Below are 22,390 nucleotides of genomic sequence, written 5' to 3' on the forward strand. Positions count from 1 at the left end.
GATGGCAAATAATATTGAGAGAATGATTGCCGATACCTTTATGGAGATGGCGCAGGGCCTTGAGACGGGAAGCTTTGGAAAGAGGCCGAAGGTAGCCCTCACTGGTATGGGCAGCGAGCATGGAGAGGAAAACTCCATGAAGGCAGCCGTAGAGGCGGCAAAAGACGGAATCGACGTTTACTATATCGGAACATTAGAGGCAGAAGGCGTTACTACCATCAAAGTGGCCAACGATGAGGAAGGTCACGACCGTATGGAGGAGATGCTGAAAAACGGCGAGGTGGACGCAGCAGTTACCATGCATTTCCCGTTCCCAATCGGCGTTTCAACGGTAGGACGCTGTGTAACGCCGGCAACGGCAAAAGAGATGTTTATCGCAAACACAACCGGAACCTCCAGTACGGACCGTATTGAGGGAATGATTAAGAATGCGATTTACGGAATCATTACCGCTAAGGCCTGCGGAACAAAGAATCCTACAGTGGGTATCCTGAATGTAGACGGCGCGCGCCAGACAGAGAAGGCGTTAAAGCAGTTACAGGAAAAGGGATACGACATTGCATTTGCTGAGTCCGGCAGGGCAGACGGCGGATGTGTAATGAGAGGGAACGATGTGCTTCAGGCGTCACCGGATATCATGGTAACGGATTCATTAACCGGAAATATTCTGGTGAAGATGCTGTCCTCCTTTAACACAGGCGGAAGCTTCGAGGCCACAGGCTTTGGATATGGACCTGGAATCGGGGAAGGCTATGAGCAGTTAGTCATGATTGTGTCAAGAGCAAGCGGCGCTCCGGTAATCGCCAATGCAATCCGTTATGCCGGCCAGCTCGTAAGAGGTAAAGTGTTCGAGGTTGCTAAGGCTGAGTTTGCAGCAGCGAAAAAGGCTGGACTTAAGGATGTTTTAGATGCGCTTAAGGCTTCTCAGAAGCCTGCAGGGGCCGCCGAAGAGGTGAAGGAGCCGCCGAAGGAGATTGTAACCGCTCAGATTGCAGGAATCGAGGTCATGGACTTAGAGGATGCAGTAAAAGCCCTGTGGAAGATTAACATCTACGCAGAGAGTGGAATGGGATGTACGGGTCCAATCGTCAGAGTATCTGAGGCGAACCTTGCAAAAGCAGAGGAAGAGCTTAAGAAGGCTGGATATATTAACTAGTATACCCAAAGTGAATTAGCTGAATATAGGTTACCGAGAGGTACTGGAAAGTGGCGTCTGTCTCATGATGCCACTTTCCTTTGCATTAGGCCGGTTCTATAATGAAACCGTGAGGTGTTAATAGTTTATGGAAGCGGTTTTGAGAGTAAGGTTTTCGGGCATTGTTATGCCTTGGAAAGAAGTGATAAGAGGGTGTCTTGTCATCCTGTTATTAGGTATTTTATGTCTCTGTGTCCAGAATTACGCTAGGAGAAATGAGGCGGTAGAGTCACTGCCCGCAGGCAGCCAGGTTAAGCAAAGGACCGTGGCGGTTGGGCTTGAGGCAGATTTTACGGAAAGCTTTAAACCGACAGCTATGGATATAAGAAAAAGGCTTAAGGCTTTGGACACAGACTTAAGCGCAGCAGTAAAGCCTGTCCCGATACAGAATTCTTTGGCAAAGTCATATACGCTGCCGGAAATAGATTTGGGCTTGCCGGATGAAGCTTTCATCAATGAAGCTATCATCGAAGAAAGAACAGAATCCGTCGTCATCGAGGAGTTGCCGGCCATTGATGTGCCGGAGGCTCCAAAAGAAAATATCGTACCGGAGAATCCAACTGTACCAGATATAACAGATATTCCGGAAGAAAACGTGGTACCAGAGAATCCAACTGTTCCAGAGGAGCCAGCAGCTTTGGACGAAATCGCGGGTTTCATTCTGGACGAAGAAGGCTACATAACAGGTTACACAGAACGGGTCGTGATTAGAGATGACTTACTGATTATTCCGGAGAGCGAAAGCTTAGTCGGAATCAGAAGCGGCGCTTTTCATGGATTGAGTGAAAATATCATAGAAGTTTACCTTCCGGCAAAGCTTTGCGATATTGAGCCAGGTGCGTTCGATGTGTTCCCGAATCTGATGTTTGTGGAGGTGTCAGGGGATAACCCCTATTATTACAGTTTAAATGGGCTTCTGTACCATGTATCCGGAGAAGAAGTTTTCTGTCCAATGGGGAGAACAACTGAATAAAAGAGTAAAATGAAAGGGATGATTTCTCTGCTTTCACAATATACTAATCAGTAGGATTGTGATGGAGACAGTGGGGAGTCATCTCTTTTTATATATAGAAAAAAATTCTGTTATTTTTGGGAAGCAGGTGATATAATGAGAAAAGATTTTTTTAAGGAGGCGATGGCATGAAGATTCAGCAGATCAGAAGAGACAAAGACGAGTACATAGATATGCTTCTCATGGCAGACCCACAAAGAGACATGATTGAAAGCTATCTTGATAATAGCGAGATGTTTGCCTTGATTAATGGGGGAGATGTGTGCGCAGTCTGCGTGGTTGAGCTGTTGAAGAATCGAAAATGCGAACTGAAAAATATTGTGACCCGAAAGAAGGATCGAGGGAAGGGCTATGCGAAATATATGATTCGCCACATCTGCGAGCATTATGGCAATCAGTGCGATACCATGTATGCCGGTACGGGCAACTGTAAGAAGACTCTTGAATTCCTGGGGAAATGCGGGTTTGTCAACTCTCATATGGTGGCGAACTATTATCCGGAGCATTACCGTGAGCCCATCTATGAGGAGGGAGTCAGGCTCACCGATAAGATTTATCTGAAAAAGCAGTTGGATTCAGAGGTCAGCGTGAAAAAGGTGGTGGATCTTGCGCTGGAAGCGGGAAGGATTCTCTTAAAAAACGGTGCGGAGATTTTTAGGGTGGATGAGACCATTATCCGAATCTGTAAACGTTTCCATGTAGAATATGTGGATACGTTTATCTTAAGCCATGCTATTTTCATCAGTGCGGAGAACGGCATGGAGGAGGCATATACGAAGGTGAAGCAGGTGCCCTTGTCCTCCTCTCACCTTGGGATTGTGGCGGAAGTAAATGAGTTGTCAAGGGAGATTGCAGAGGGGCTTGTGAGTATCGAGGAGGCATCTGAACGTCTTAGGGAGATTGACAGGTTTCCGGAGAAAAGGGGATATTTTCAAGTTCTTGCTGCGGGTATCTCAAGCGGATGTTATGGATATATTCTGGGGGCGTCTGCGCTGGAGAGCATAGTGGCATTTTTTATCGGATGTATCCTGTATGTATGGGTGCTGACGGCAAAGAAGCTTAAGCTGTCAAAGATGATTGTAAATATTGTGGGAGGCGTGATGATCACGACTCTTGCGATTGCAGGGTATCATCTTCCCCTGCCAGGGGAGGTGGCGCTTAGCGGGATGATTATTGGCTCGATTATGCCCCTGGTGCCGGGGCTTGCCTTTGTGAATGCCATCAGGGATATTGCGGACAGTGATTTTCTGTCAGGGACGGTGCGGATGATAGACGCGCTGCTGGTATTCGTCTATATTGCCGTGGGCGTGGGGGTTACGCTCAGCGCGTATAATAATATGGGAGGGGGATTGATGCTGTGATCCATGAGTTTATTATGCATGTCATATGCCCGTTTCTGGGTACCATGGGATATGCGGTGCTGTTCCATGTTCCTAAGCGGTTCTATCTTAGCTGCGGGTTCACAGGTATGACAGGGTGGCTTGTGTACAATACAATCGTTGGCCGTACTTTTTCAGCGGCCTTCGCCTCCTTTTTGGGAACCATGGCCGTGGTATTTTTATCCCGCGTGCTCAGTGTGAGAAAGAAATGCCCCCTTACAATCTTTCTGGTTTCTGGAATTTTGCCGCTGGTGCCAGGAGCAGGCATCTACTATACTGTGTACTACCTTGTAACGAACCAGTTGGCAGAGGCCTCCAGACGGGGGATGGAATCGGTTAAGGTGGCATTTGCAATCGTATTGGGAATCGTGTTTGTCCTGGCTGTTCCGGGCACAGTATTCCAGTCATTGGCTGTGGGACAAAGAAGAAGTAGAAAAGGTTGATAGATGTCTGATAGATATGGTACAATGAAGATAATATAAAGATGCAATTAGCAGCTACAAGAACCGTTACAGTTATGTAAGGAAGGTGAGCATATGTCAGGTAATTTGTTAAAGATTTTAAAGGAGAGCCGGTATACTACGGTTCTGAGCGGATTTGGCATGCTTCTTGAGAGCGGCTATCCATCCATCCGAGACGGCGATGTGTCCTACGATATAGAGCAGAAATACGGATATTCTATGGAAGAAATGTTTTCCAGTGCATTTTTCTCTACACGGAAGGAGCAGTTCTATGAATTCTACCGCAATGAAATGCTCAGTCAGCTTAAGACACCGCCGGGGAAGGGTTTTGCTGAGATGGCTGAGCTTGAGCGAAGGGGGATGTTCCAGGTCATTATTACCAGGCGGATTTATGGGTTGTCTCAGAGAGCAGGATGTAGGAACGTGATAGACCTTCATGGGAATGTGTACAATAATTTTTGTCCCCACTGTGGAAGGACTTATCCCATGGAGTACGTGAGGGATTCCGTCAGAGTGCCTTTGTGTGAAGACTGTAAGACTCCAGTTAGGCCGAGAGTCTGCCTGTTTGGGGAGATGGTGGATAACGGCGTGATTACCAGAGCGGCAGAGGAGATTCAGAAGGCAGACGTTCTGCTGGTGCTTGGCTCCCACCTGAACTCTTATCTGTGTAATCAGTTAATCAATTATTATGAAGGGGATAAATTGATTCTGGTAAATGAGACGCCCCATCATGCGGAGCGTTTGGCAAATATTGTTATCCATGAGAGGGTGGACGATCTGCTGGAAAGGCTTATAAGAAAACTGGGGTAGGCGAGGGGAATCCCTGCCCCAAAAAGGTTATTAAGACAGATTAAGGAGATATAGACATGAACAGAGTAAGAACCAGATTTGCGCCGAGTCCCACCGGCAGGATGCATGTGGGAAACTTAAGAACTGCGCTTTATGCGTATCTGATCGCGAAGCATGAGGAGGGGGACTTTATGCTTCGGATTGAGGATACGGACCAGGAGCGTTTTGTGGAAGGGGCATTGGATATTATTTACCATACTCTTGCAGAGACAGGACTTGTCCACGACGAAGGACCGGATAAGGACGGAGGGGTTGGTCCCTATGTCCAGAGCGAGCGTAATGCTTCAGGGCTCTATTTGAAATATGCGAAGCAGTTGATTGAGCAGGGAGATGCTTATTACTGCTTCTGTGACAAGGAGAGGCTTGAGACTTTAAAGAGCAGCGTGTCTGAGGACGGTGGGACTCAGATTGTGGTTTATGACAAGCATTGCCTGGGACTTAGTAAGGAGGAGGTTGAGGAGAACCTTAAGGCGGGCAAGCCTTATGTGATTCGTTTTAATATGCCCACAGAAGGGACAACCACCTTTGTGGACGACATTTACGGAGAGATTACAGTTCCAAACGAAGAACTGGAGGATCTGATTCTAATCAAATCTGACGGGTATCCTACTTATAATTTTGCCAATGTGGTTGACGATCATCTTATGGGGATTACCCATGTGGTACGTGGAAATGAATATCTGTCTTCCGCGCCGAAGTATAACAAGATTTACGAGGCCTTTGGGTGGGAGGTTCCCACCTATGTGCACTGTCCATTGATTACGGATGAGAATCATAAGAAGCTTAGTAAGCGGTGCGGACATTCTTCGTATGAAGATTTGATTGATCAGGGATTTATCACCGAGGCTGTGGTCAACTATGTGGCGCTGCTTGGCTGGTGTCCGGCAGGCAATCAGGAGATATTTTCCTTGGATGAGCTGGTGAAGGAGTTCGATTACCGGCATATGAGCAAGTCTCCGGCCGTATTTGATATTGTGAAGCTTAAGTGGATGAACGGCGAGTATTTTAAGGCCATGGATGAAAAGCGGTTCTATGAGATGGCTAAGCCTTACATTCAGGAGGTGGTATCTAAAGATTATGACCTTCAAAAGATAGCGGCTCTTGTCCGCACCAGGATTGAAGTATTTCCGGATATTCGCGAACAGATTGATTTCTTCCAGGAGCTGCCGGAGTATGACCCGTCTATGTACTGCCATAAGAAGATGAAGACCAATGAAGAGAAGGCTCTTGAGGTGCTTAACGAGGTGCTGCCCCTTTTGGAAGCCCAGGAGGATTATAGCAATGACGGGCTGTTTAATGTCCTTAAGGGATATGTGGACGAGAAGGGGTATAAGACAGGCTTCGTTATGTGGCCTGTACGTACGGCAGTATCCGGCAAACAGAGCACCCCAGGCGGCGCAACGGAGATCATGGAGATTATCGGAAAAGAAGAATCGCTTAGGAGAATCCGAGCAGGGATTGAATTATTAAGCAGATAAGGGGAATCTATGAGTTTAAATCGTGCTCAGAGTACGGCGGCTGCCCACAAGGACGGGCCATGTATGGTTCTCGCCGGTCCCGGTTCCGGGAAGACTCTTACCATTGCCAAGAGAATTGAATATCTGATTACAAAGTATAAGGTAAGACCAGAAGAAATTCTGGTCATTACCTTTACAAAATATGCGGCAAATGAGATGAAGGAGCGTTTTTGGCAGGTCATGGGGAATGTAAGGATGCCTGTGACCTTTGGGACCTTCCATGGAATCTATTACGGTATCTTAAAATGGGCGTACAGGCTGAACCAGCAGAATCTACTGACGGATGAGGAGAAGGACGCCCTGCTTCGTCAGCTTGCGGGTCAGCTTGAATGGGATGTCTTAGGGGAGTTGGGCGACGAAAGGGATGCTCTTAAGGAGTTGGCCGCTGAGGTGGGAAATATAAAAAATAATTGTCTTGATATTGAGGAATATGAGTCCAGGCGTTACAAAACGTCCATGTTTCGGGAATTGTACCGGCTCTATGAGAGGGAGAAGAGGAAGCTTCGCAAGATTGATTTTGAAGACATGTTAATCATGTGTCGGGAATTATTTCTAAAAAGACCGGACATCCTAAAGAAATGGCAGGAAAAGTTTCAATATATCCTGGTAGATGAATTTCAGGATGTGAACCAGGCTCAGTATGATGTGGTGAAAATGCTTGCAGCCCCCAAGGACAACCTGTTTGTAGTGGGGGATGACGACCAGTCTATCTATGGGTTTCGGGGTGCGAAGCCTGGGATTATGCTGGAGTTTATGAAGGATTATCCCAAGGCAGAACAGATTCTTTTGGAGCTCAATTACCGCTCCACCGCTCATATTGTAAACGGAGCTCTTCGGGTGATTAATCACAATGATGAGCGTTATGAAAAGAATTTAAGAGCGCAGAAGGGGAAGGGTGAAGCCATCCACGTCCAGGAGGTCTATGACCCTTTGGCAGAGGGTGAGTATGTTCTTGAGATGATTCGGGAATATAAAGAGAAGGGAATCCCTTATGAGGAGATGGCTGTACTGTACCGGACGAGCCTGGATGCCAGAGCCCTGACAGAAGCCTTGGCAAAGGGACAGATTCCCTTTATCATGAAGGAAAGAATAACCTGTTTGTATGACCATTTTATAGCTGTAGATTTGATGAGCTATCTCCATTTGGCCAGGGAGGGGTGTGAGCGCAAACATCTCCTTCGGATTGCCAACAGGCCCAAACGTTATCTTAGCAGAGACAGTATGGAGGGAAGGGTTAGCTTCGAGTCTATGCGGAATTTCTATTGTGACAAGGCATGGATGATTGACCGGATTGACCAGTTGGAGTGGGAGCTTAAGATGCTTAAAGGTCAGTCTCCCTATGCCGCGATTCAGTATATCCGAAAAGGAATGGGATATGATGATTTCCTTAAGGAGTATGCTGTCGGCCATCAGGTTTCCCTGGATGATCTTATGGAGACCGCGGATGAAATCTGGCAGAGCGCAAAGGGATATCGAACAGCAAAGGAGTGGTTTGAACATGCAGAAAATTATAAAACTGTATTAAACGAGCAGAAGGCTAAGGGATGGAATCAGACGAAGGAAGGAGGCGGAGTTTCACTTTTGACCATGCATGGGGCCAAGGGGCTTGAGTATGAGCTGGTGTTCGTAATCGCCGCCAATGAGGGAAGTACACCTTACCGGAAAGCGAAGCAAAAGGAGGAGATTGAGGAGGAGAGGCGGATGTTCTATGTTGGGATGACCAGGGCAAAAAGCAGGCTCATCCTTAGTTATGTAAAAGAAAAAAACGGAAAAGCTCTCAGTCCTTCCCGCTTTATTGAAGAATTACTCCTCGTCTAGTTCCTCAAATTCCTGTGTGTCCATCCACTCGTCAAATGCATCTGCAGCAATCTCGTATTCTTCGTCATCTACGATATTCTCAAGTTCGGGTTCTCCTTCGGGCGTCTCCACATAACGGTAGAGGTAAACGTCTCCTTCTTCGGTGTTCCCATCTTCGTCCATGGGGAGTAAAGCTATGTATTCCTTGTCGGCGGCCTCGAACAGAGTGAGAATTGCGCATTTTACGACTTCATCATTGTCAAGTGTCAATTCAACTGTCATGTATTCATCCATAGTATCCGTCTCCTTTATTTTTAGATACTTTAACTGTACCAAAGGAAAGGGGAAAATGCAAGAAGGTTTTGAAAGTTACTATTCACAGCCACATAAAAATGTTGTAGAATAATAGGAGGATATGCGAAAAAGGCGTAAGGAGGAATACTGTTATGAGAAAAAGGAAAATGTTAAGGGCATTGATGATGCTCGTATGCATTTTCGTATTGTCCGCTTGTAAGAAGAATGTGGGAACGCCGGAGGATAACGCGGTGTCTGATGAGTCAAAGGAGGAGGAAACTCCAAAGAAGGAGGACGATACATATGTGTTTGGTTTTTCAGGGATTGATATGGAGAATCCTTATTTTATAACACTGGAATCAGCGATTAGGGAGGTGATTGAGAAGGAGGGTTTTGAGCTTATTACAAAGGATCCGGCTTCAAGCCCTGAAGATCAGGAGGCGCAGATTAAGGAGATGATTGAGGAGGGAATCGATGGGATTTTCTTATGTCCCGTGGACTGGGAGGCGATTACACCGGCCCTTGACGCTCTGAAGGAGGCGGATGTGAAGATTGTCAATGTGGATACCCAGGTAAAGGAGATGGAGTATGTGGATGCATACATTGGCTCCAACAATGTGGAGGCGGGGTATATCTGCGGCGAGGATCTGATTGAGAGATGTCCGGAGGGAGGAAAGGTTGCGATTCTGGAGTGTCCCACCCAGAATTCTATCAATGACCGTATTACGGGATTTGAGGAGGCGATTGCCAAAGCCCAGAAGGGCTTTGAGGTTGTGGAGCGTGTGGACACCAACGGAGAGTTCGAGAAGGCGTTAGGGGCTGCAAAAGAGATTTTGGAAAAGCATCCAGACGTATCGGGCATTATGTGCGGCAACGACCAGCTTGCGGTTGCGGCCAAGACGGCGGTAAACCTTGCGGGCCTAAAGACGGTGGTGATCTATGGTGTGGACGGCTCGCCGGACATAAAGAAGGAATTGAAGAAAGCAGACGGACAGATTGCGGGGACGGCGGCGCAGTCGCCCATCAATATTGGGAAGACGGCGGCTAAGACGGCGATTGACATGATGAATGGGGAAGATTATGAGACGGAGATTTTTGAAGAAGTATTTATGATAAATAAGGATAATGTTGAGATGTATGGAGTAGACGGATGGCAGTAGAGAGGCTGATTTTGTAGCAATAGCTGTATGGTTCCGGAAGATAGCAGGAGGATTTAAGGCATGAAGGAAACACAGGGGAGACCTTTACCGTTAGGAACTACAATGATAGGAAATATTGTGAATTTTTCTGTGGCTGTGCCTCAGGAGAAGGAGTGTCAGTTATTGATTTACCGTGCTGGGGCGAAGAAACCCCATGCTGTTTATGATATGAAGCGGGAGCTTGGGGAGGTACGTTATCTCGCTCTGGAAGGGATAGAACCATCGAAGTTTGAATACAATTACAGGATTGGGGGAGAAGTTGTAATCGACCCGTATGTGAAGGCGATCGCCGGACGGGAGGTCTGGGGACGCAAGCGAGACGTGCAGAAGCATGAGGTAAGAGGGATTCTGTATGATAAAGAATATGACTGGGAGGGAGACATGCCGTTGTGTCTTCCATATAACAGTGTGATTGCCTACAGTCTCCATGTGAGGGGGTATACGAAGCATGCTTCCTCCAAGGTAGTAAGCAGAGGAACGTTCCAGGGTGTGGTGGAGAAGCTGCCTTATCTTAAGGAGTTGGGAATTAATCAGATTCAGTGTATGCCTGTTTATGATTTTGAGGAGTGTATGCAGTATCGGAATTACTGGGGATACGGTACTGCATACTGGTTCGCGCCAAAGAGCTCTTATGCCAAGTCGAAAGACGGTGTGAAGGAATTAAAGGATATGGTAAAGGCATGTCACAGGGAGGGGATAGAGGTTGTTCTTGAGATGCCATTTACGGAGGAAGTTTCAAAACAGACGATGGAGGAATGTCTGAGATATTATATGATTGAGTACCATATAGACGGGTTTATCCTGAATCCGCAGATTGCGCCGATGGAGGCAATTTATGCGGACCCGATTTTGAAGAAGACGAAGATCATGGCTCACAGGATTGATTTTCAGACGGTCATGCGCCGTTTCCTTAAGGGAGATGAGGGAATGGTGGAGGGAGTCATGTACTGGCTTCGGCGTATTTCCGAGAAAGACGGAACCTTTAACTGTATTACGAACCAAAATGGATTTACCTTGAACGACCTGGTATCTTATGACAGGAAGCATAATGAGCCAAATGGGGAGAATAACCAGGACGGTCCAGAATATAATTATAGCTGGAATTGTGGGGCGGAAGGACCCACCAGGAAGAAGGCCATTGCCAAGCTTCGGGACGGGCAGATAAGGAATGCATTCTTACTGCTTTTGCTGGCCCAGGGAACGCCTTGTATCCTTGCAGGGGATGAATTTGGAAATGCACAGAAGGGGAACAACAACGTGTACTGCCAGGATAATCCAGTAGGATGGACGGATTGGACTCACTTAGAGCAGAAGAAGGACCTCCATGATTTTGTGAAGCAGTTGATTGCAGTTAGGAAGAACCATCCGGTATTCTGGCCTAAAAAAGAGATGTGCGGCTTGGATGAGGCAAGGTGCGGCGTTCCAGATGTGTCCTACCATGGGGAGAGTGCGTGGCGGGTTCCGTCGGAGGTGTTCAGCCGGCAGCTTGGGGTCTATTACAGCGGGATGGCAGCAGGGGGGGAGGATTGTTTTGTCGCTTACAATATGCATTGGATTGAACATTCCTTTGCTCTTCCGGCGCTTCCAAGGAATAAAAAGTGGTATATGATTGCCTCCACAAAAGAGGGTGTTCTTGATAAAGTCCAGTGTCTCAGGAATCAGAGGACAGTGGTTTTAAAGGAGAGGACGATTATGGTGTTTGCAGGCAGGGAAGAAGATGGAGAAAAAGGGGACAGAAGTGGTGAAAAAAACAGGGCTGACGTCCTACCAGCTAAAGTGGATTGCAATTATAACAATGTTGATTGACCATACCGGTGCAGTGTTATTCCCACAGATATTGGCTTTCCGGTATGTGGGCAGATGCTCATTTCCCATATTCTGTTTTCTTTTGACGGAAGGGTTTGAACATACCCGCGATGTCCGGATGTATATGGTAAGGCTTGGCGGGTTTGCGCTGCTGTCTGAGGTTCCCTATGACCTTACGCTCCATGGCGGGGTTATGAATTGGGAGCGACAGAATGTATTTTTTACACTTTTTTTGGGCGTGGTTTTGATGTATATGCTCAAGAGAAGCAAAGAGCTGCCCCTTAAGGTGGTGGAGATTCTGGTGGTTATGGTTGCTGCGGATTTTCTGCGGACGGACTATGGATTTAAGGGGATTATTCTGATTGCCGTGTTCTATCTTCTGCGGGAGCATCTGTGGCTTAAGACGGTTTGCGGCGGTGTTTGGAATTTTTTGTGGAATGGCAGCATACAGGGATACGGTGCGCTGGCCATGATTCCGATTGCTTTATATAACGGAGAGCGGGGAAGGAGAATGAAGTATTTCTTTTATTTCTTCTATCCGGCCCATCTGTTGGTTTTGTATCTGGTCCATAGGTATTTTAGTTTTTAAAGGAGAAAATGAATGGGTATGAAAGCATGGCAGCATTTCAGGACAATCAATCATCACCGGTTTTTGGTTATGAAGGGGTGCTTTAAGGTGGGCTTATACCGGCAGGGCCTTCTCCATGACCTGTCTAAGTATTCCCCTTCGGAGTTCTTGGTGGGATGCAGGTATTATCAGGGAACCAGGAGCCCCAATAATGCGGAGCGGGAGGAGATCGGGTATTCCAGGGCATGGCTTCACCATAAGGGAAGGAACCGGCATCACTATGAGTATTGGATTGACTACAGTACAGACCCCAAGGAGGGAATCATCGGTATGAAGATGCCGGTTCGGTATGTAATTGAGATGTTCATTGACCGGATTGCGGCGGCTAAGACTTATCGTGGGAGTAAATATACGGATTCCTATCCGTTGGAATATTATGAGAAGGGCGTAGCAAGGCTTGGGCGGATGGTTCATCCAGAGACGGCCCAGCTTTTACATTCCTTACTTAAAATGTTGGCCAGAGATGGGGAGGAGGAGACGTTTCGTTATATACGAGGGAAGGTTTTGAAGAAATAACCGTAAGGACTATGGCAGAATATTTATTTGCAGCGCTATCGGAGTAAATCTGATGGCGTTTTTAAGGTCGGCTATGACAGGATGGAATGGCCGCAGAGAGTATTGAGGGTTGAACTGAGAAAGTAAGGTGCATAGAATGGAATTTGAAGAACAAGCACGAAAATTTATAGAGGAGTTGCCTTATAGACAGGGGGAGTACGCAGGACGTAATTGGGGCCATCCATGGCATTCCTTATGCTCATACCATGGTAAATTGAAACCAGCGATTGCACATATGTTGGTTAGAGATTTTACAGAACCGAAAGACGTGATTTTTGACCCATTATGCGGCGTAGGAACAATTCCCTTTGAGGCCTGCATCCAAGGTCGAGTTGGAATTGGAAATGATTTGAGCAGAATGGCATACGCAGTAACAAAAGCAAAAGTTCAGCATCCGGTTAAAGAGGATGCCTATATCATTTTAAAGAGATTAGAAGATTATATTGAAGGTAATAAAAGTAAATTTGATATAGAACCGCCGCCCTACAGTGATTTTGGATTTAACGGAAAAATTCCTGCGTATTTTGAAAAAAATACTTATTGTGAGATATTAGCGGCAAGAGAATTCTTCATGAAAAGAAAGGAGATTACTGGGCCGGAGTGTATGGTTTTGGCGGCTATGCTTCATATACTTCATGGAAACAGGCCATATGCATTGTCGAGAAATTCCCATCCACTGACGCCTTACGCGCCCACAGGTGAATTTGTATACAAAAATGTAATCGAACATATTCATGACAAGCTAAATATTGCTTATAAAAAAGCTGATTTGTCAAAGGCATATACAGGGAAAAGTATTCACAATGATTTTTCAAGAGTAACAATAAATGATGTCGGTGCGGTTGATTGGATTATTACGTCGCCGCCATTTACTGGTTCTCTTAGATTTTATATACAAAACTGGATGAGATTGTGGTTCGTTGGCTGGGAAAATGAAGATTTTAAACAAGCAGATATGGATTTTTTGGAGGCAAAGCAAAAAAAGAATATGGATATCTACTTTGATTTTTTTGAAATGTGCTCAAATGTATTGAAATCTGATGGAAAAATGATTTTACATTTAGGGAACTCGAAAGTATGCAATATGGCTGAGGAATTGACTAAACGATCGGTAAAATATTTTGATGTAGTGTATGGAGGGGGAGAAAATGTTGCGGCTATAGAAAAGCATGGAATTGCTGATAAGGGCGCTACATTTGAACATCAATATTTATTTTTGCAGAAGAAATAGGATGAAGAAAGTATCTTCGGGGCAGTTCGGTAATCTGTATTACCATGACAGCGATGGAAAAGTGGTATTTATCAATGACGGAAAGATTAAGCCAGAAGGAAAAGTAAGTTTGGAATTATACCGCCCAGTCTTCCTTTCGGGATTTGATGACTTTGTATTGTTTCCTGAGTTCGTCCAAATTCTGTACATTCTTAAAATAGGTATTCATAACTCAACCTCCATAAAATAAAAAGAGTGTAAAGCCCTTGATAATTCAATAGACTTTACACCCTTTGATTAAGTGGTTGTGATTTAGTTGTTACATTTCATATTCTTCAGATGGTATACCTAAAGAAGCAAGTTTGTTTTTGTATACTTTTAACTGATACTCTAATTCTGGATTATTACCTTTATCAGCTTTTTTAATACGCTGTAAATTTACATAATAGTCAATCGTAATTTGTTTTAGTTCATCAAGCGACTTATCTTGTACCATCCTTTCACCGCCTTTACCATATTGAAACAAACGTTAAGTGTTATACTTATTATAGCGGATTAAGTGAGAGGTGTAAAGCCTTATTGAATTGTCGAGGTACTTTGTTGTTTTGTGTTGAGATAATTATAATATCTTGTACAAGATAAACAATAATACACTTACAAGCTCAAACAAAACACCACACAAAAAGCCAAACAACGAAAGGACGGTAAATAAAATGTTATTTGAAAAGGAGATCAAAGAAGCACAAGAGAAGCTACACAAAAAAAGTTACTATGTATCTAATATGTCAGAGCCTTATAACGATTGCTATGAAGTTTCTGATGGGAATAACAACATTATGATCGACTATTTATCAGTTGCACAACACATTCAACTATCAAATATGATATACCAGGCAGACAGGACAACAATCCAAACAAAAGGCGGCAAACAATATGAAAAAATTTACTAAAAAGCAATTAAATAGCATGACTATTAAACACTTACAGCCTATAACGTTAAATTTAGCAATTATATATTACAATAGTGATTCCTGCAATATCTCATTTGGTAATCGTACACCTGAGCAGGTAGCATTTACATTAGTAGCACAAGCAAGTAAATCAAGCCTAGTAAAAGATATAATGCGTTTTCAAAAATCAGTAACATAATAAATCCTCTGACGAGTCTTTGAGAATTAAGACGAAACTCCCATAACAGGGGATCGGGATAGCAATATCATCCAAAAGTTCTTTGATAATCGAATAAAGGCTTTACACCTAAAACACCGATTGATATAATAAAAGTATTAAAGTAAACGGCACTTATAGAAAGTAGGTGAAGATATGACGCTTGAAGAACAAAGACAGGCTGCTATAATGACATATGTAAATCTTATGAGAATTAAGGCACATGAAACGGGCGAAAATAAAGAGCTTGAATATCAGATCAAAGTTGCAAAGATTGTATTACAAAATTTTGGTATTGATTATTCAGAACTTGAACTTTAAATTTTACAAGTAATTACCAACCAAGGTGTAAAGTCTTTATTGAATTATTAAAGGCTTTGCACCTTTTTTAATATCGGCTTTAGCCGGTTGAGTACGGTGGAGTTTTTCGTGTTCCGAAAAACGGAGACGTGCGAAACAAAAATCCACCTGCTCTGCGCAACATCATAAACTTAAGAATCTCTGCTGCACATTTAAATTATTACAATAAAAGTCTATTTTAGCAGATCATGTTAAAAGAAAAATGCCCATAATCTCCCCTTAAAAGGAGTATGAGCATTTTAAAAACTATTCTTTTGATTATTTTAGGTATTTGTGATTTAGTTGATGTTAATATACAAAAGAACCTGTCTGCTTACAGCGTAAGAAGCTTCCTAGAAAAACAAAAGAAGCCTTGAAAATCAAGGCTTCTTTTTTCCTGCGGAAGATGGGACTTGAACCCACACAGCTCGAAAGCTACAAGATCCTTAGTCTTGCTCGTCTGCCAGTTCCGACACTTCCGCAAGCGACGTATCTACCGTCCGAAAATTATAATACTACAAAGTCTATCAGATGTCAACAAGAAATTCTATTTTTTCCAATTTTTTTTATCTGTATAAGAAACGGAACAGACTTGAAGAAAATTTCAGAAATTATTCAATATATACCGAAATTTTGGTGTATAATAGAAACAGAACCAGTAAACGGATGAATAATGGTATATTTTGCAGGAAAAGCGAGGAGAATGACGATGTTAGAGAAGCTGGATTTGACAAAATCACTTGGTAAGGCGGAGTATAAGGAGAAGATGGCGGAATTGATGCCGAGGCTAGGGAAACTTCAGAGAGAATGCAGAGAATACGGGATACCGGTTATGATTGCGTTTGAGGGATACGGTGCGTCCGGCAAGGGAGTTCAGATTGGCGAGCTGATAAAGGCCCTTGATCCGCGAGGCTTTGAGGTGTATGCAGTTAAGAACGAGACAGAAGAAGAACAGATGCATCCATTTATGTGGAGATTCTGGACAAAGATGCCGGCAAAAGGTCGTTTTGCCATCTATGACAGCAGTTGGTATCGGAAGGTATTGATAGACCGTTTTGACAAGAAGACAAAGAAACGTGAGCTTGCGGACGCTTATCATTCCATCTGTGCCTTTGAGGAGCAGATGACAGCAGATGGGATGGTAATTATCAAGATTTTTCTGGCCATTGACAAAAAAGAGCAAAAGAAGCGTTTTGATAAATTAACGGCTTCTAAGGAAACGGCTTGGAGGGTAAGCGAAGGAGATTTAAAGCGCAACAAAGCATTTGATAAATATCAGGTGGTCAACGAGGAGATGCTGACACGTACAGACACGGAATATGCGCCGTGGAATATTGTGGAGGCAGTAGACCGCCGGTTTGCGACGGCGAAGATCTATGCTGTCGTTGTACAGACTTTGGCAGAGAAGGTGGAGGAGGCGAAAAAGAAAGTCAGAGACATCGAAGAGAATACTTTAGAGCCGGCGCACGATGACGGCTCACAGAAGGATAGAAAAGTTATGCAGGAGAATCATGTAGGGCAGGACAAGAAGATGAAGGAATCCATCCTTGGAAAAGCGGACTTGAGCCTTACATATACGAAGGAGGAGTATAAGGCGCGTCTTTTAAAGCTTGAGAAGAAGATGGAGAAGCTGCACGGAGAGCTTTATCGCAGGAGGATACCAGTAGTTTTGGGCTTTGAAGGATGGGACGCCGGCGGTAAGGGCGGCGCCATTAAACGACTGACGGAGAAAATGGACCCCAGAGGGTTTGTAGTTCATCCAACGGCTTCGCCCAATGATATTGAGAAGGCGCACCATTATCTTTGGAGATTCTGGGTGGATATGCCAAAAGCCGGCCACGTCACCATATTTGACAGGACATGGTACGGCAGAGTCATGGTCGAGAGGATTGAAGGCTTCTGTACCAGACAGGAGTGGCAGCGGGCATATAAAGAGATTAACGACATGGAGAAGGATTTGGCGGATGCAGGGGCAATCGTACTGAAATTCTGGATGCAGATTGACAAGGACGAGCAGGCCAGAAGGTTTAAAGCAAGACAGGAGAATCCAGAAAAACAGTGGAAGATTACGGATGAGGACTGGCGCAATCGGGAGAAATGGGAGCAGTACGAGGAGGCGGTAGACGAGATGCTGATTCGGACCTCCACCCCTTATGCCCCATGGATTGTAGTAGAGGGAAATTGTAAATATTTTGCCAGAATCAAGGTGTTGGAGACGGTTATAGACGCCATTGAAAAGCGCCTTGACAAAGATATGGAAAAAAATAAGAAGTAAAATAAAGGAAATCCAGTACTTTTGTCGAATATTATATATGAGGGTGTAAATGATGTATTATTCCGATGAAGTAATTGAAGAAGTAAGATCAAAAAATGACATAGTTGATGTCATATCCACTTATGTCAGACTGCAGAAAAAAGGAAGCTCTTATTTCGGGCTATGTCCGTTCCATAACGAGAAGTCGCCATCATTTTCCGTCAGCAGACCAAAGCAGATGTATTACTGCTTTGGCTGCGGGGCGGGCGGCAATGTATTTACCTTTCTGATGGAATATGAGAATTATTCCTTCGTGGAGGCCCTTAAATATTTGGCAGACAGGGCAGGTGTAGACCTTCCGGAGCAGGAGTACTCCAAGGAGGCAAAGGAGAGGGCAGATACCAAAGCTATTCTTCTTGAGATTAATAAGCTGGCAGCCCAGTATTATTATGTACAACTGAAGAATGAGCAGGGAGCCCATGCCTTGGCCTATTTAAAGAACAGGGAGTTAAGCGACGATACGATACGGGCTTTCGGGCTTGGATATTCTAACAAGTACAGTAATGACCTGTATCAGTATTTGAGGTCAAAGGGCTATCAGTCAGAGATGCTTTTAAAGGCAGGGCTGGTCAGCATGGACGAGCGGCAGGGAGTGTATGATAAGTTCTGGAACAGGGTGATGTTTCCCATTATGGACGCAAACAGCCGAGTAATAGGATTCGGCGGCAGAGTCATGGGGGACGGAAAACCAAAGTATCTGAATTCTCCGGAGACGATTATTTTTGACAAAAGCCGTAATCTATACGGTCTTAATAGGGCAAGAAGCACCAAGAAGCCTTATTTTTTGCTCTGTGAAGGATACATGGATGTGATTTCGCTTCACCAGGCAGGCTTTACCAATGCGGTGGCCTCATTAGGAACAGCCCTGACAGCGGGGCATGCCTCGCTGATTAAGCGGTATGTGCAGGAAGTATATCTGACTTATGACAGTGACGAAGCAGGGACGAAGGCGGCGCTTCGCGCTGTGCCGATACTCAAGGATGTGGGAATCACAGCAAGGATCATTCGTATGGAGCCTTACAAAGACCCAGACGAGTTTATTAAGAACCTGGGGGCGGAAGCGTTTGAGGAGAGAATCGGGAAAGCCAGGAATGGCTTCATGTTTAGTCTGGAGGTCTTGGAGAAGGATTATGATCTGCATACCCCAGAGGGAAAGACGGATTTCATGAGGGAGGCGGCCAGGCGTCTTACGGAATTTGATGAAGAAATTGAGCGCAAAAACTACATAGAAGCAGTAGCGGCGGCCTATCATGTAGGCAATGAAGATTTGCAAAAGCTGGTGGCAAGAATGGCAATCCAGGCGGGACAAGCCAGTCCAGCCAGGCGGCCTAAGCCTGTGAAGCATCAGCCTAAGGGGAAGGAGGACGGGATTGTGAAGTCACAGAAGATCCTGTTGACCTGGCTGATTGAGGATGTCTCTATCTTTCGCCAGATTGAGCCGTATATTACACCGTCAGATTTTTCAGGAGATTTGTATCGAACGGTTGCAGAGCTTCTCTATGAGCAGTATGAGGCGGGAGATGTGAATCCGGCGAAGATTATGAATCATTTTACAGACGAGGAGGAGCACAGGGAGGTGGCCAGCCTGTTCCATACGAAGATTCGTGAGCTTACGACTGTAAAGGAGCAGGAGAAAGCCCTTAAGGAAACGGTTCTGCGTGTGAAGAACCACAGCATAGAGGTGGCGACGAGAAACCTGGAGCCAACGGATATGAAGGGCCTGCAAAGGCTGATGGAAGTAAAAAGCAAGATGCAGGATATTCAAAAACTGCATATTTCTGTTAATTAAGGATAAAATATAAGCAAGCAATGAGAGGATGGGCACTATATGGAAGAAAACATAGTGAAATTTGAAGAGAAATTAAAAGATCTGGTCTCTCTGGGAAAAAAGAAGAAGAGTATTCTGGAAGTACAGGAAATTAATGATTTCTTTTCAGATATGGAGCTGGAGCCAGATCACATGGAGAAGGTGTTTGAGTATCTGGAGTCCCATAATATCGACGTACTGCGCATCAGCGGGGATGACGATGATATCGACGATGTGGATCTTATGATCTCCGAGGAAGATGAGGTAGACATGGAGAAGCTGGATTTGTCTGTACCGGACGGAATCAGCATCGAGGATCCTGTACGCATGTACTTAAAGGAGATCGGAAAGGTTCCGCTTTTGACGGCAGACGAGGAAGTGGATCTGGCAAGCAGGATGGCAGAGGGGGATGAGGATGCCAAGAAACGTCTTGCAGAGGCGAACCTGCGTCTGGTTGTCAGCATTGCCAAGCGTTATGTGGGGCGCGGTATGTTGTTTTTGGATCTGATCCAGGAGGGCAATCTGGGACTGATTAAGGCTGTGGAGAAGTTCGACTACCGCAAGGGCTTTAAGTTCAGTACCTATGCGACTTGGTGGATTCGCCAGGCCATTACCCGCGCGATTGCAGATCAGGCGAGAACTATCCGTATTCCGGTTCATATGGTTGAGACGATTAACAAATTAATCCGTGTGTCCAGACAGTTATTGCAGGAGCTTGGGCGTGAACCCACGCCGGAGGAGATTGCGGAGGAACTGGACATGCCTGTAGAGAGAGTCCGTGAGATCCTTAAGATTTCCCAGGAACCGGTGTCCTTAGAGACGCCTATTGGCGAGGAGGAGGACAGCCATCTTGGGGACTTTATCCAGGACGACAACGTGCCTGTTCCGGCAGAGGCAGCGGCACAGACCCTTTTAAAAGAGCAGCTTGACGAGGTTCTGGATACACTGACAGAGAGAGAACAGAAGGTTTTGAGATTACGGTTCGGTATGAATGACGGGCGTGCGCGTACGCTTGAGGAGGTCGGAAAGGAATTCGACGTAACAAGAGAGCGTATCCGCCAGATTGAGGCCAAAGCCTTGAGAAAGCTCCGCCATCCAAGCCGCAGCAGAAAATTAAGAGATTATCTGGATTAAGAAAGAGGCGCCTATGGAACTATCAAGAAGACTTTATGCAGTTGCAAGTCTTGTGACAGAGGGCGCCTCTGTTGCAGATGTTGGAACAGATCACGGATACATACCTATTTACCTGATGCAGCAGAACATTGCATCAAAGGTAATTGCATTAGACATCAATGGAGGGCCTCTTGAGCGTGCCAGGATGCACATTATCGGGTATAACTTAAAAGGGCAGATTGAGACGCGGCTGTCCGACGGGCTTTCGGCGGTTAAACCTGGGGAAGTGGATACCATGATTGCCGCTGGTATGGGGGGCGGATTGGTAATAAAGATCCTGGAAGATGGCAGAGAAGTGGTAAAGAGTCTTAAGGCGTGTATCCTTCAGCCTCAGTCCGAGGTTTGGCGGGTACGCAGGTATCTTTTGGACCACCATATGGATATAATAGATGAGGATATGGTGGAGGAGGACGGAAAATATTACCCTATGATGCGGGTGATTCACGGGGAATCGCCAAGGTATACAGAGTGTGAATATATTTTCGGTAAGAGGCTGCTGGAAAAGAGAAATCCGGTGCTTGAGAAGTTTCTTCACAGGGAATTGGAGATTCGGGAGGGCGTCTTTAAAGAGTTGAGTCATCATGTGGATAGTGAAGGTGCGAAAATGCGAATGACGCAGATACGCAGGGATATGATGATAATCAGCAGAGCTCTTGGATACTATTGTATCCACCCCAATTTGTAAAGAGGCCGTCGGGTTTTAAAGGGCATGATTTGGTGAATAAGAAAACGAAAAAAGGTGGATTTGTATGCTATGTAAGGATATCATGGCTGTGATTGAGGACAGTTATGCCAGGGAATATGCCATGGAATGGGATAATGTAGGTCTTCTGGTGGGAAGGACCGATAAGGAGATCGGGCGTATCTATGTGGCGCTGGACGCTGTGGACGAGGTGATTATTGAGGCGGTAAATCTGGAGGCGGATATGCTGGTGACCCATCATCCGTTGATTTTTGGAGGGATGAAGCAGATTACCAACCAGGACTTTATCGGGAGGCGCGTGCTTTTGATGGCCCGTCGGGATATGGCTTATTATGCCATGCATACGAATTATGATGTGGTTCGGATGGCACAGCTTTCGGCAGATTATTTAAAACTGAAAGAACAGGAGGTTCTGGAGGTTACCTGTGAGGAAGCGGGACAAGAAAAAGGGCTCGGTCAGATTGGGTATTTGGAAGAACCGGTTTCACTAAAGGCTTGCTGTGAGGGCGTGAAGAAAGCATTTTCTATTGAGGCAGTTCGAGTGTTCGGGGATTTGCATAGGACAGTCCGAAAGGCGGCAATATGTCCAGGTTCGGGGAAGAGTGTAATCCGAGACGCCCTGAGAAAAGGTGCGGACGTTCTGATTATCGGAGATATTGGGCATCATGAAGGGATTGACGCCGCGGCTCAGGGCATGGCTGTGATCGATGCAGGACATTACGGGTTAGAGCATATTTTCGTGGAGGATATGAGGCAGTATCTTACAAAGAAGCTTGCGGGCGTGGAGGTTATTGCAGCGCCTGTGAGACATCCTTATATGAATATTTAGCAGAGGAAAATGAGTATTCCAAAGGTGGTTTGTATACCCTGCCGACAGATATTGTCCAGGAGGTTATGAGGGTCAATGTGATTTGTGTTTGGGGAAAGAGGTGGTCATATGGGTAATGAGGCGTGTAAGGATATGTTTGATGGGAAGGGGAGTGTC

General features: G+C 45.4%; 23 protein-coding genes and 1 tRNA gene. 21 read left to right on the forward strand and 3 right to left on the reverse strand.

Annotation, left to right across the window (positions count from 1 at the left end; all coding sequences use genetic code 11):
- Position 1 precedes the first annotated feature (1 nt).
- From grdD to GN277_RS09035, 7 genes are all read left to right on the forward strand, one after another.
- Entirely contained in the window at positions 2 to 1,156 is a 1,155-nt protein-coding gene (gene grdD / locus GN277_RS09005; protein ID WP_159750768.1) for a glycine/sarcosine/betaine reductase complex component C subunit alpha, read from the forward strand.
- A gap of 127 nt (positions 1,157 to 1,283) precedes the next feature.
- The gene (locus GN277_RS09010) at positions 1,284 to 2,168 is read left to right on the forward strand and encodes a hypothetical protein (RefSeq protein WP_159750769.1); all 885 of its coding nucleotides are present in this window, start codon (positions 1,284 to 1,286) and stop codon (positions 2,166 to 2,168) included.
- 167 nt (positions 2,169 to 2,335) lie between these two features.
- Positions 2,336 to 3,568: a GNAT family N-acetyltransferase gene (locus GN277_RS09015; protein ID WP_159750770.1), complete on the forward strand. Its 1,233-nt coding sequence runs from the start codon at positions 2,336 to 2,338 to the stop codon at positions 3,566 to 3,568.
- Entirely contained in the window at positions 3,565 to 4,029 is a 465-nt protein-coding gene (locus GN277_RS09020; protein ID WP_159750771.1) for a threonine/serine exporter family protein, read from the forward strand. Before GN277_RS09015 ends, GN277_RS09020 begins: the two co-directional genes overlap by 4 nt.
- 93 nt (positions 4,030 to 4,122) lie before the next feature.
- Complete coding sequence (locus tag GN277_RS09025; RefSeq protein ID WP_159750772.1) at positions 4,123 to 4,857, forward strand: SIR2 family NAD-dependent protein deacylase; 735 nt, start codon at positions 4,123 to 4,125, stop codon at positions 4,855 to 4,857.
- 56 nt (positions 4,858 to 4,913) lie between these two features.
- Positions 4,914 to 6,374: a glutamate--tRNA ligase gene (gene gltX / locus GN277_RS09030; RefSeq protein ID WP_159750773.1), complete on the forward strand. Its 1,461-nt coding sequence runs from the start codon at positions 4,914 to 4,916 to the stop codon at positions 6,372 to 6,374.
- A 9-nt stretch (positions 6,375 to 6,383) separates the two neighbouring features.
- Positions 6,384 to 8,231 (forward strand): ATP-dependent helicase, encoded by a 1,848-nt coding sequence (locus tag GN277_RS09035; RefSeq protein ID WP_159750774.1) that lies wholly within the window; start codon positions 6,384 to 6,386, stop codon positions 8,229 to 8,231.
- On the opposite strand, the gene GN277_RS09040 is transcribed toward GN277_RS09035, so the two are convergent.
- Complete coding sequence (locus GN277_RS09040; RefSeq protein WP_159756513.1) at positions 8,217 to 8,504, reverse strand: DUF1292 domain-containing protein; 288 nt, start codon at positions 8,502 to 8,504, stop codon at positions 8,217 to 8,219. The two genes, GN277_RS09035 and GN277_RS09040, sit on opposite strands and share 15 nt — an antisense overlap.
- Positions 8,505 to 8,656: 152 nt before the next feature.
- On the opposite strand from GN277_RS09040, the gene GN277_RS09045 reads away from it, so the two are divergent.
- From GN277_RS09045 to GN277_RS09070, 6 genes are all read left to right on the forward strand, one after another.
- Positions 8,657 to 9,664 (forward strand): sugar ABC transporter substrate-binding protein, encoded by a 1,008-nt coding sequence (locus GN277_RS09045; protein WP_159750775.1) that lies wholly within the window; start codon positions 8,657 to 8,659, stop codon positions 9,662 to 9,664.
- 60 nt (positions 9,665 to 9,724) lie between these two features.
- A complete protein-coding gene (locus tag GN277_RS09050) occupies positions 9,725 to 11,509 on the forward strand; it encodes an alpha-amylase family glycosyl hydrolase (RefSeq protein ID WP_159750776.1) in 1,785 nt (594 codons plus the stop codon).
- Entirely contained in the window at positions 11,421 to 12,098 is a 678-nt protein-coding gene (locus GN277_RS09055) for a TraX family protein (RefSeq protein WP_159750777.1), read from the forward strand. The genes GN277_RS09050 and GN277_RS09055 overlap by 89 nt, the downstream gene beginning before the upstream one ends.
- 18 nt (positions 12,099 to 12,116) lie before the next feature.
- Positions 12,117 to 12,653, forward strand: coding sequence for a DUF5662 family protein (locus tag GN277_RS09060; RefSeq protein WP_159756516.1), 537 nt, complete (start codon positions 12,117 to 12,119; stop codon positions 12,651 to 12,653).
- A 136-nt stretch (positions 12,654 to 12,789) separates the two neighbouring features.
- On the forward strand, positions 12,790 to 13,923 hold the full coding sequence (locus GN277_RS09065; protein WP_159750778.1) for a TRM11 family methyltransferase: 1,134 nt from the start codon (positions 12,790 to 12,792) through the stop codon (positions 13,921 to 13,923).
- 1 nt (position 13,924) lies between these two features.
- On the forward strand, positions 13,925 to 14,152 hold the full coding sequence (locus tag GN277_RS09070) for a hypothetical protein (RefSeq protein WP_159750779.1): 228 nt from the start codon (positions 13,925 to 13,927) through the stop codon (positions 14,150 to 14,152).
- 69 nt (positions 14,153 to 14,221) lie between these two features.
- Here GN277_RS09070 and GN277_RS29380 read toward each other — a convergent pair whose 3' ends face one another.
- Positions 14,222 to 14,398 carry a hypothetical protein gene (locus tag GN277_RS29380; RefSeq protein WP_204162722.1) on the reverse strand — a complete coding sequence of 59 codons (177 nt, stop codon included), beginning with the start codon at positions 14,396 to 14,398 and terminating at the stop codon, positions 14,222 to 14,224.
- 217 nt (positions 14,399 to 14,615) lie between these two features.
- Here GN277_RS29380 and GN277_RS09075 point away from each other — a divergent pair, with 217 nt between their 5' ends.
- The 3 genes from GN277_RS09075 (at position 14,616) to GN277_RS09085 (ending at position 15,390) form a co-directional block, all read left to right on the forward strand.
- Complete coding sequence (locus GN277_RS09075; RefSeq protein ID WP_159750780.1) at positions 14,616 to 14,852, forward strand: hypothetical protein; 237 nt, start codon at positions 14,616 to 14,618, stop codon at positions 14,850 to 14,852.
- Entirely contained in the window at positions 14,836 to 15,051 is a 216-nt protein-coding gene (locus GN277_RS09080) for a hypothetical protein (protein WP_159750781.1), read from the forward strand. The genes GN277_RS09075 and GN277_RS09080 overlap by 17 nt, the downstream gene beginning before the upstream one ends.
- Before the next feature lie 174 nt (positions 15,052 to 15,225).
- Positions 15,226 to 15,390, forward strand: coding sequence for a hypothetical protein (locus GN277_RS09085; RefSeq protein WP_159750782.1), 165 nt, complete (start codon positions 15,226 to 15,228; stop codon positions 15,388 to 15,390).
- A 416-nt stretch (positions 15,391 to 15,806) separates the two neighbouring features.
- On the opposite strand, the gene GN277_RS09090 is transcribed toward GN277_RS09085, so the two are convergent.
- Positions 15,807 to 15,890 (reverse strand) — tRNA-Leu (locus tag GN277_RS09090).
- Between the two features lie 227 nt (positions 15,891 to 16,117).
- On the opposite strand from GN277_RS09090, the gene pap reads away from it, so the two are divergent.
- The 5 genes from pap (at position 16,118) to GN277_RS09115 (ending at position 22,234) form a co-directional block, all read left to right on the forward strand.
- Positions 16,118 to 17,683 (forward strand): polyphosphate:AMP phosphotransferase, encoded by a 1,566-nt coding sequence (gene pap, locus GN277_RS09095; RefSeq protein ID WP_159756519.1) that lies wholly within the window; start codon positions 16,118 to 16,120, stop codon positions 17,681 to 17,683.
- 52 nt (positions 17,684 to 17,735) lie between these two features.
- Positions 17,736 to 19,511, forward strand: a complete 1,776-nt coding sequence (dnaG, locus tag GN277_RS09100; protein ID WP_159756522.1) for a DNA primase — start codon at positions 17,736 to 17,738, stop codon at positions 19,509 to 19,511.
- A gap of 39 nt (positions 19,512 to 19,550) precedes the next feature.
- Positions 19,551 to 20,663 carry an RNA polymerase sigma factor RpoD gene (rpoD, locus tag GN277_RS09105; protein ID WP_159750783.1) on the forward strand — a complete coding sequence of 371 codons (1,113 nt, stop codon included), beginning with the start codon at positions 19,551 to 19,553 and terminating at the stop codon, positions 20,661 to 20,663.
- 13 nt (positions 20,664 to 20,676) lie between these two features.
- Complete coding sequence (locus tag GN277_RS09110) at positions 20,677 to 21,387, forward strand: tRNA (adenine(22)-N(1))-methyltransferase (protein ID WP_159750784.1); 711 nt, start codon at positions 20,677 to 20,679, stop codon at positions 21,385 to 21,387.
- A 64-nt stretch (positions 21,388 to 21,451) separates the two neighbouring features.
- Complete coding sequence (locus tag GN277_RS09115) at positions 21,452 to 22,234, forward strand: Nif3-like dinuclear metal center hexameric protein (RefSeq protein WP_159750785.1); 783 nt, start codon at positions 21,452 to 21,454, stop codon at positions 22,232 to 22,234.
- Positions 22,235 to 22,390 lie beyond the last annotated feature (156 nt).

It is taken from the genome of Sporofaciens musculi, assembly GCF_009830285.1.
GTDB classification, from domain to species: Bacteria; Bacillota; Clostridia; order Lachnospirales; family Lachnospiraceae; genus Sporofaciens; species Sporofaciens musculi.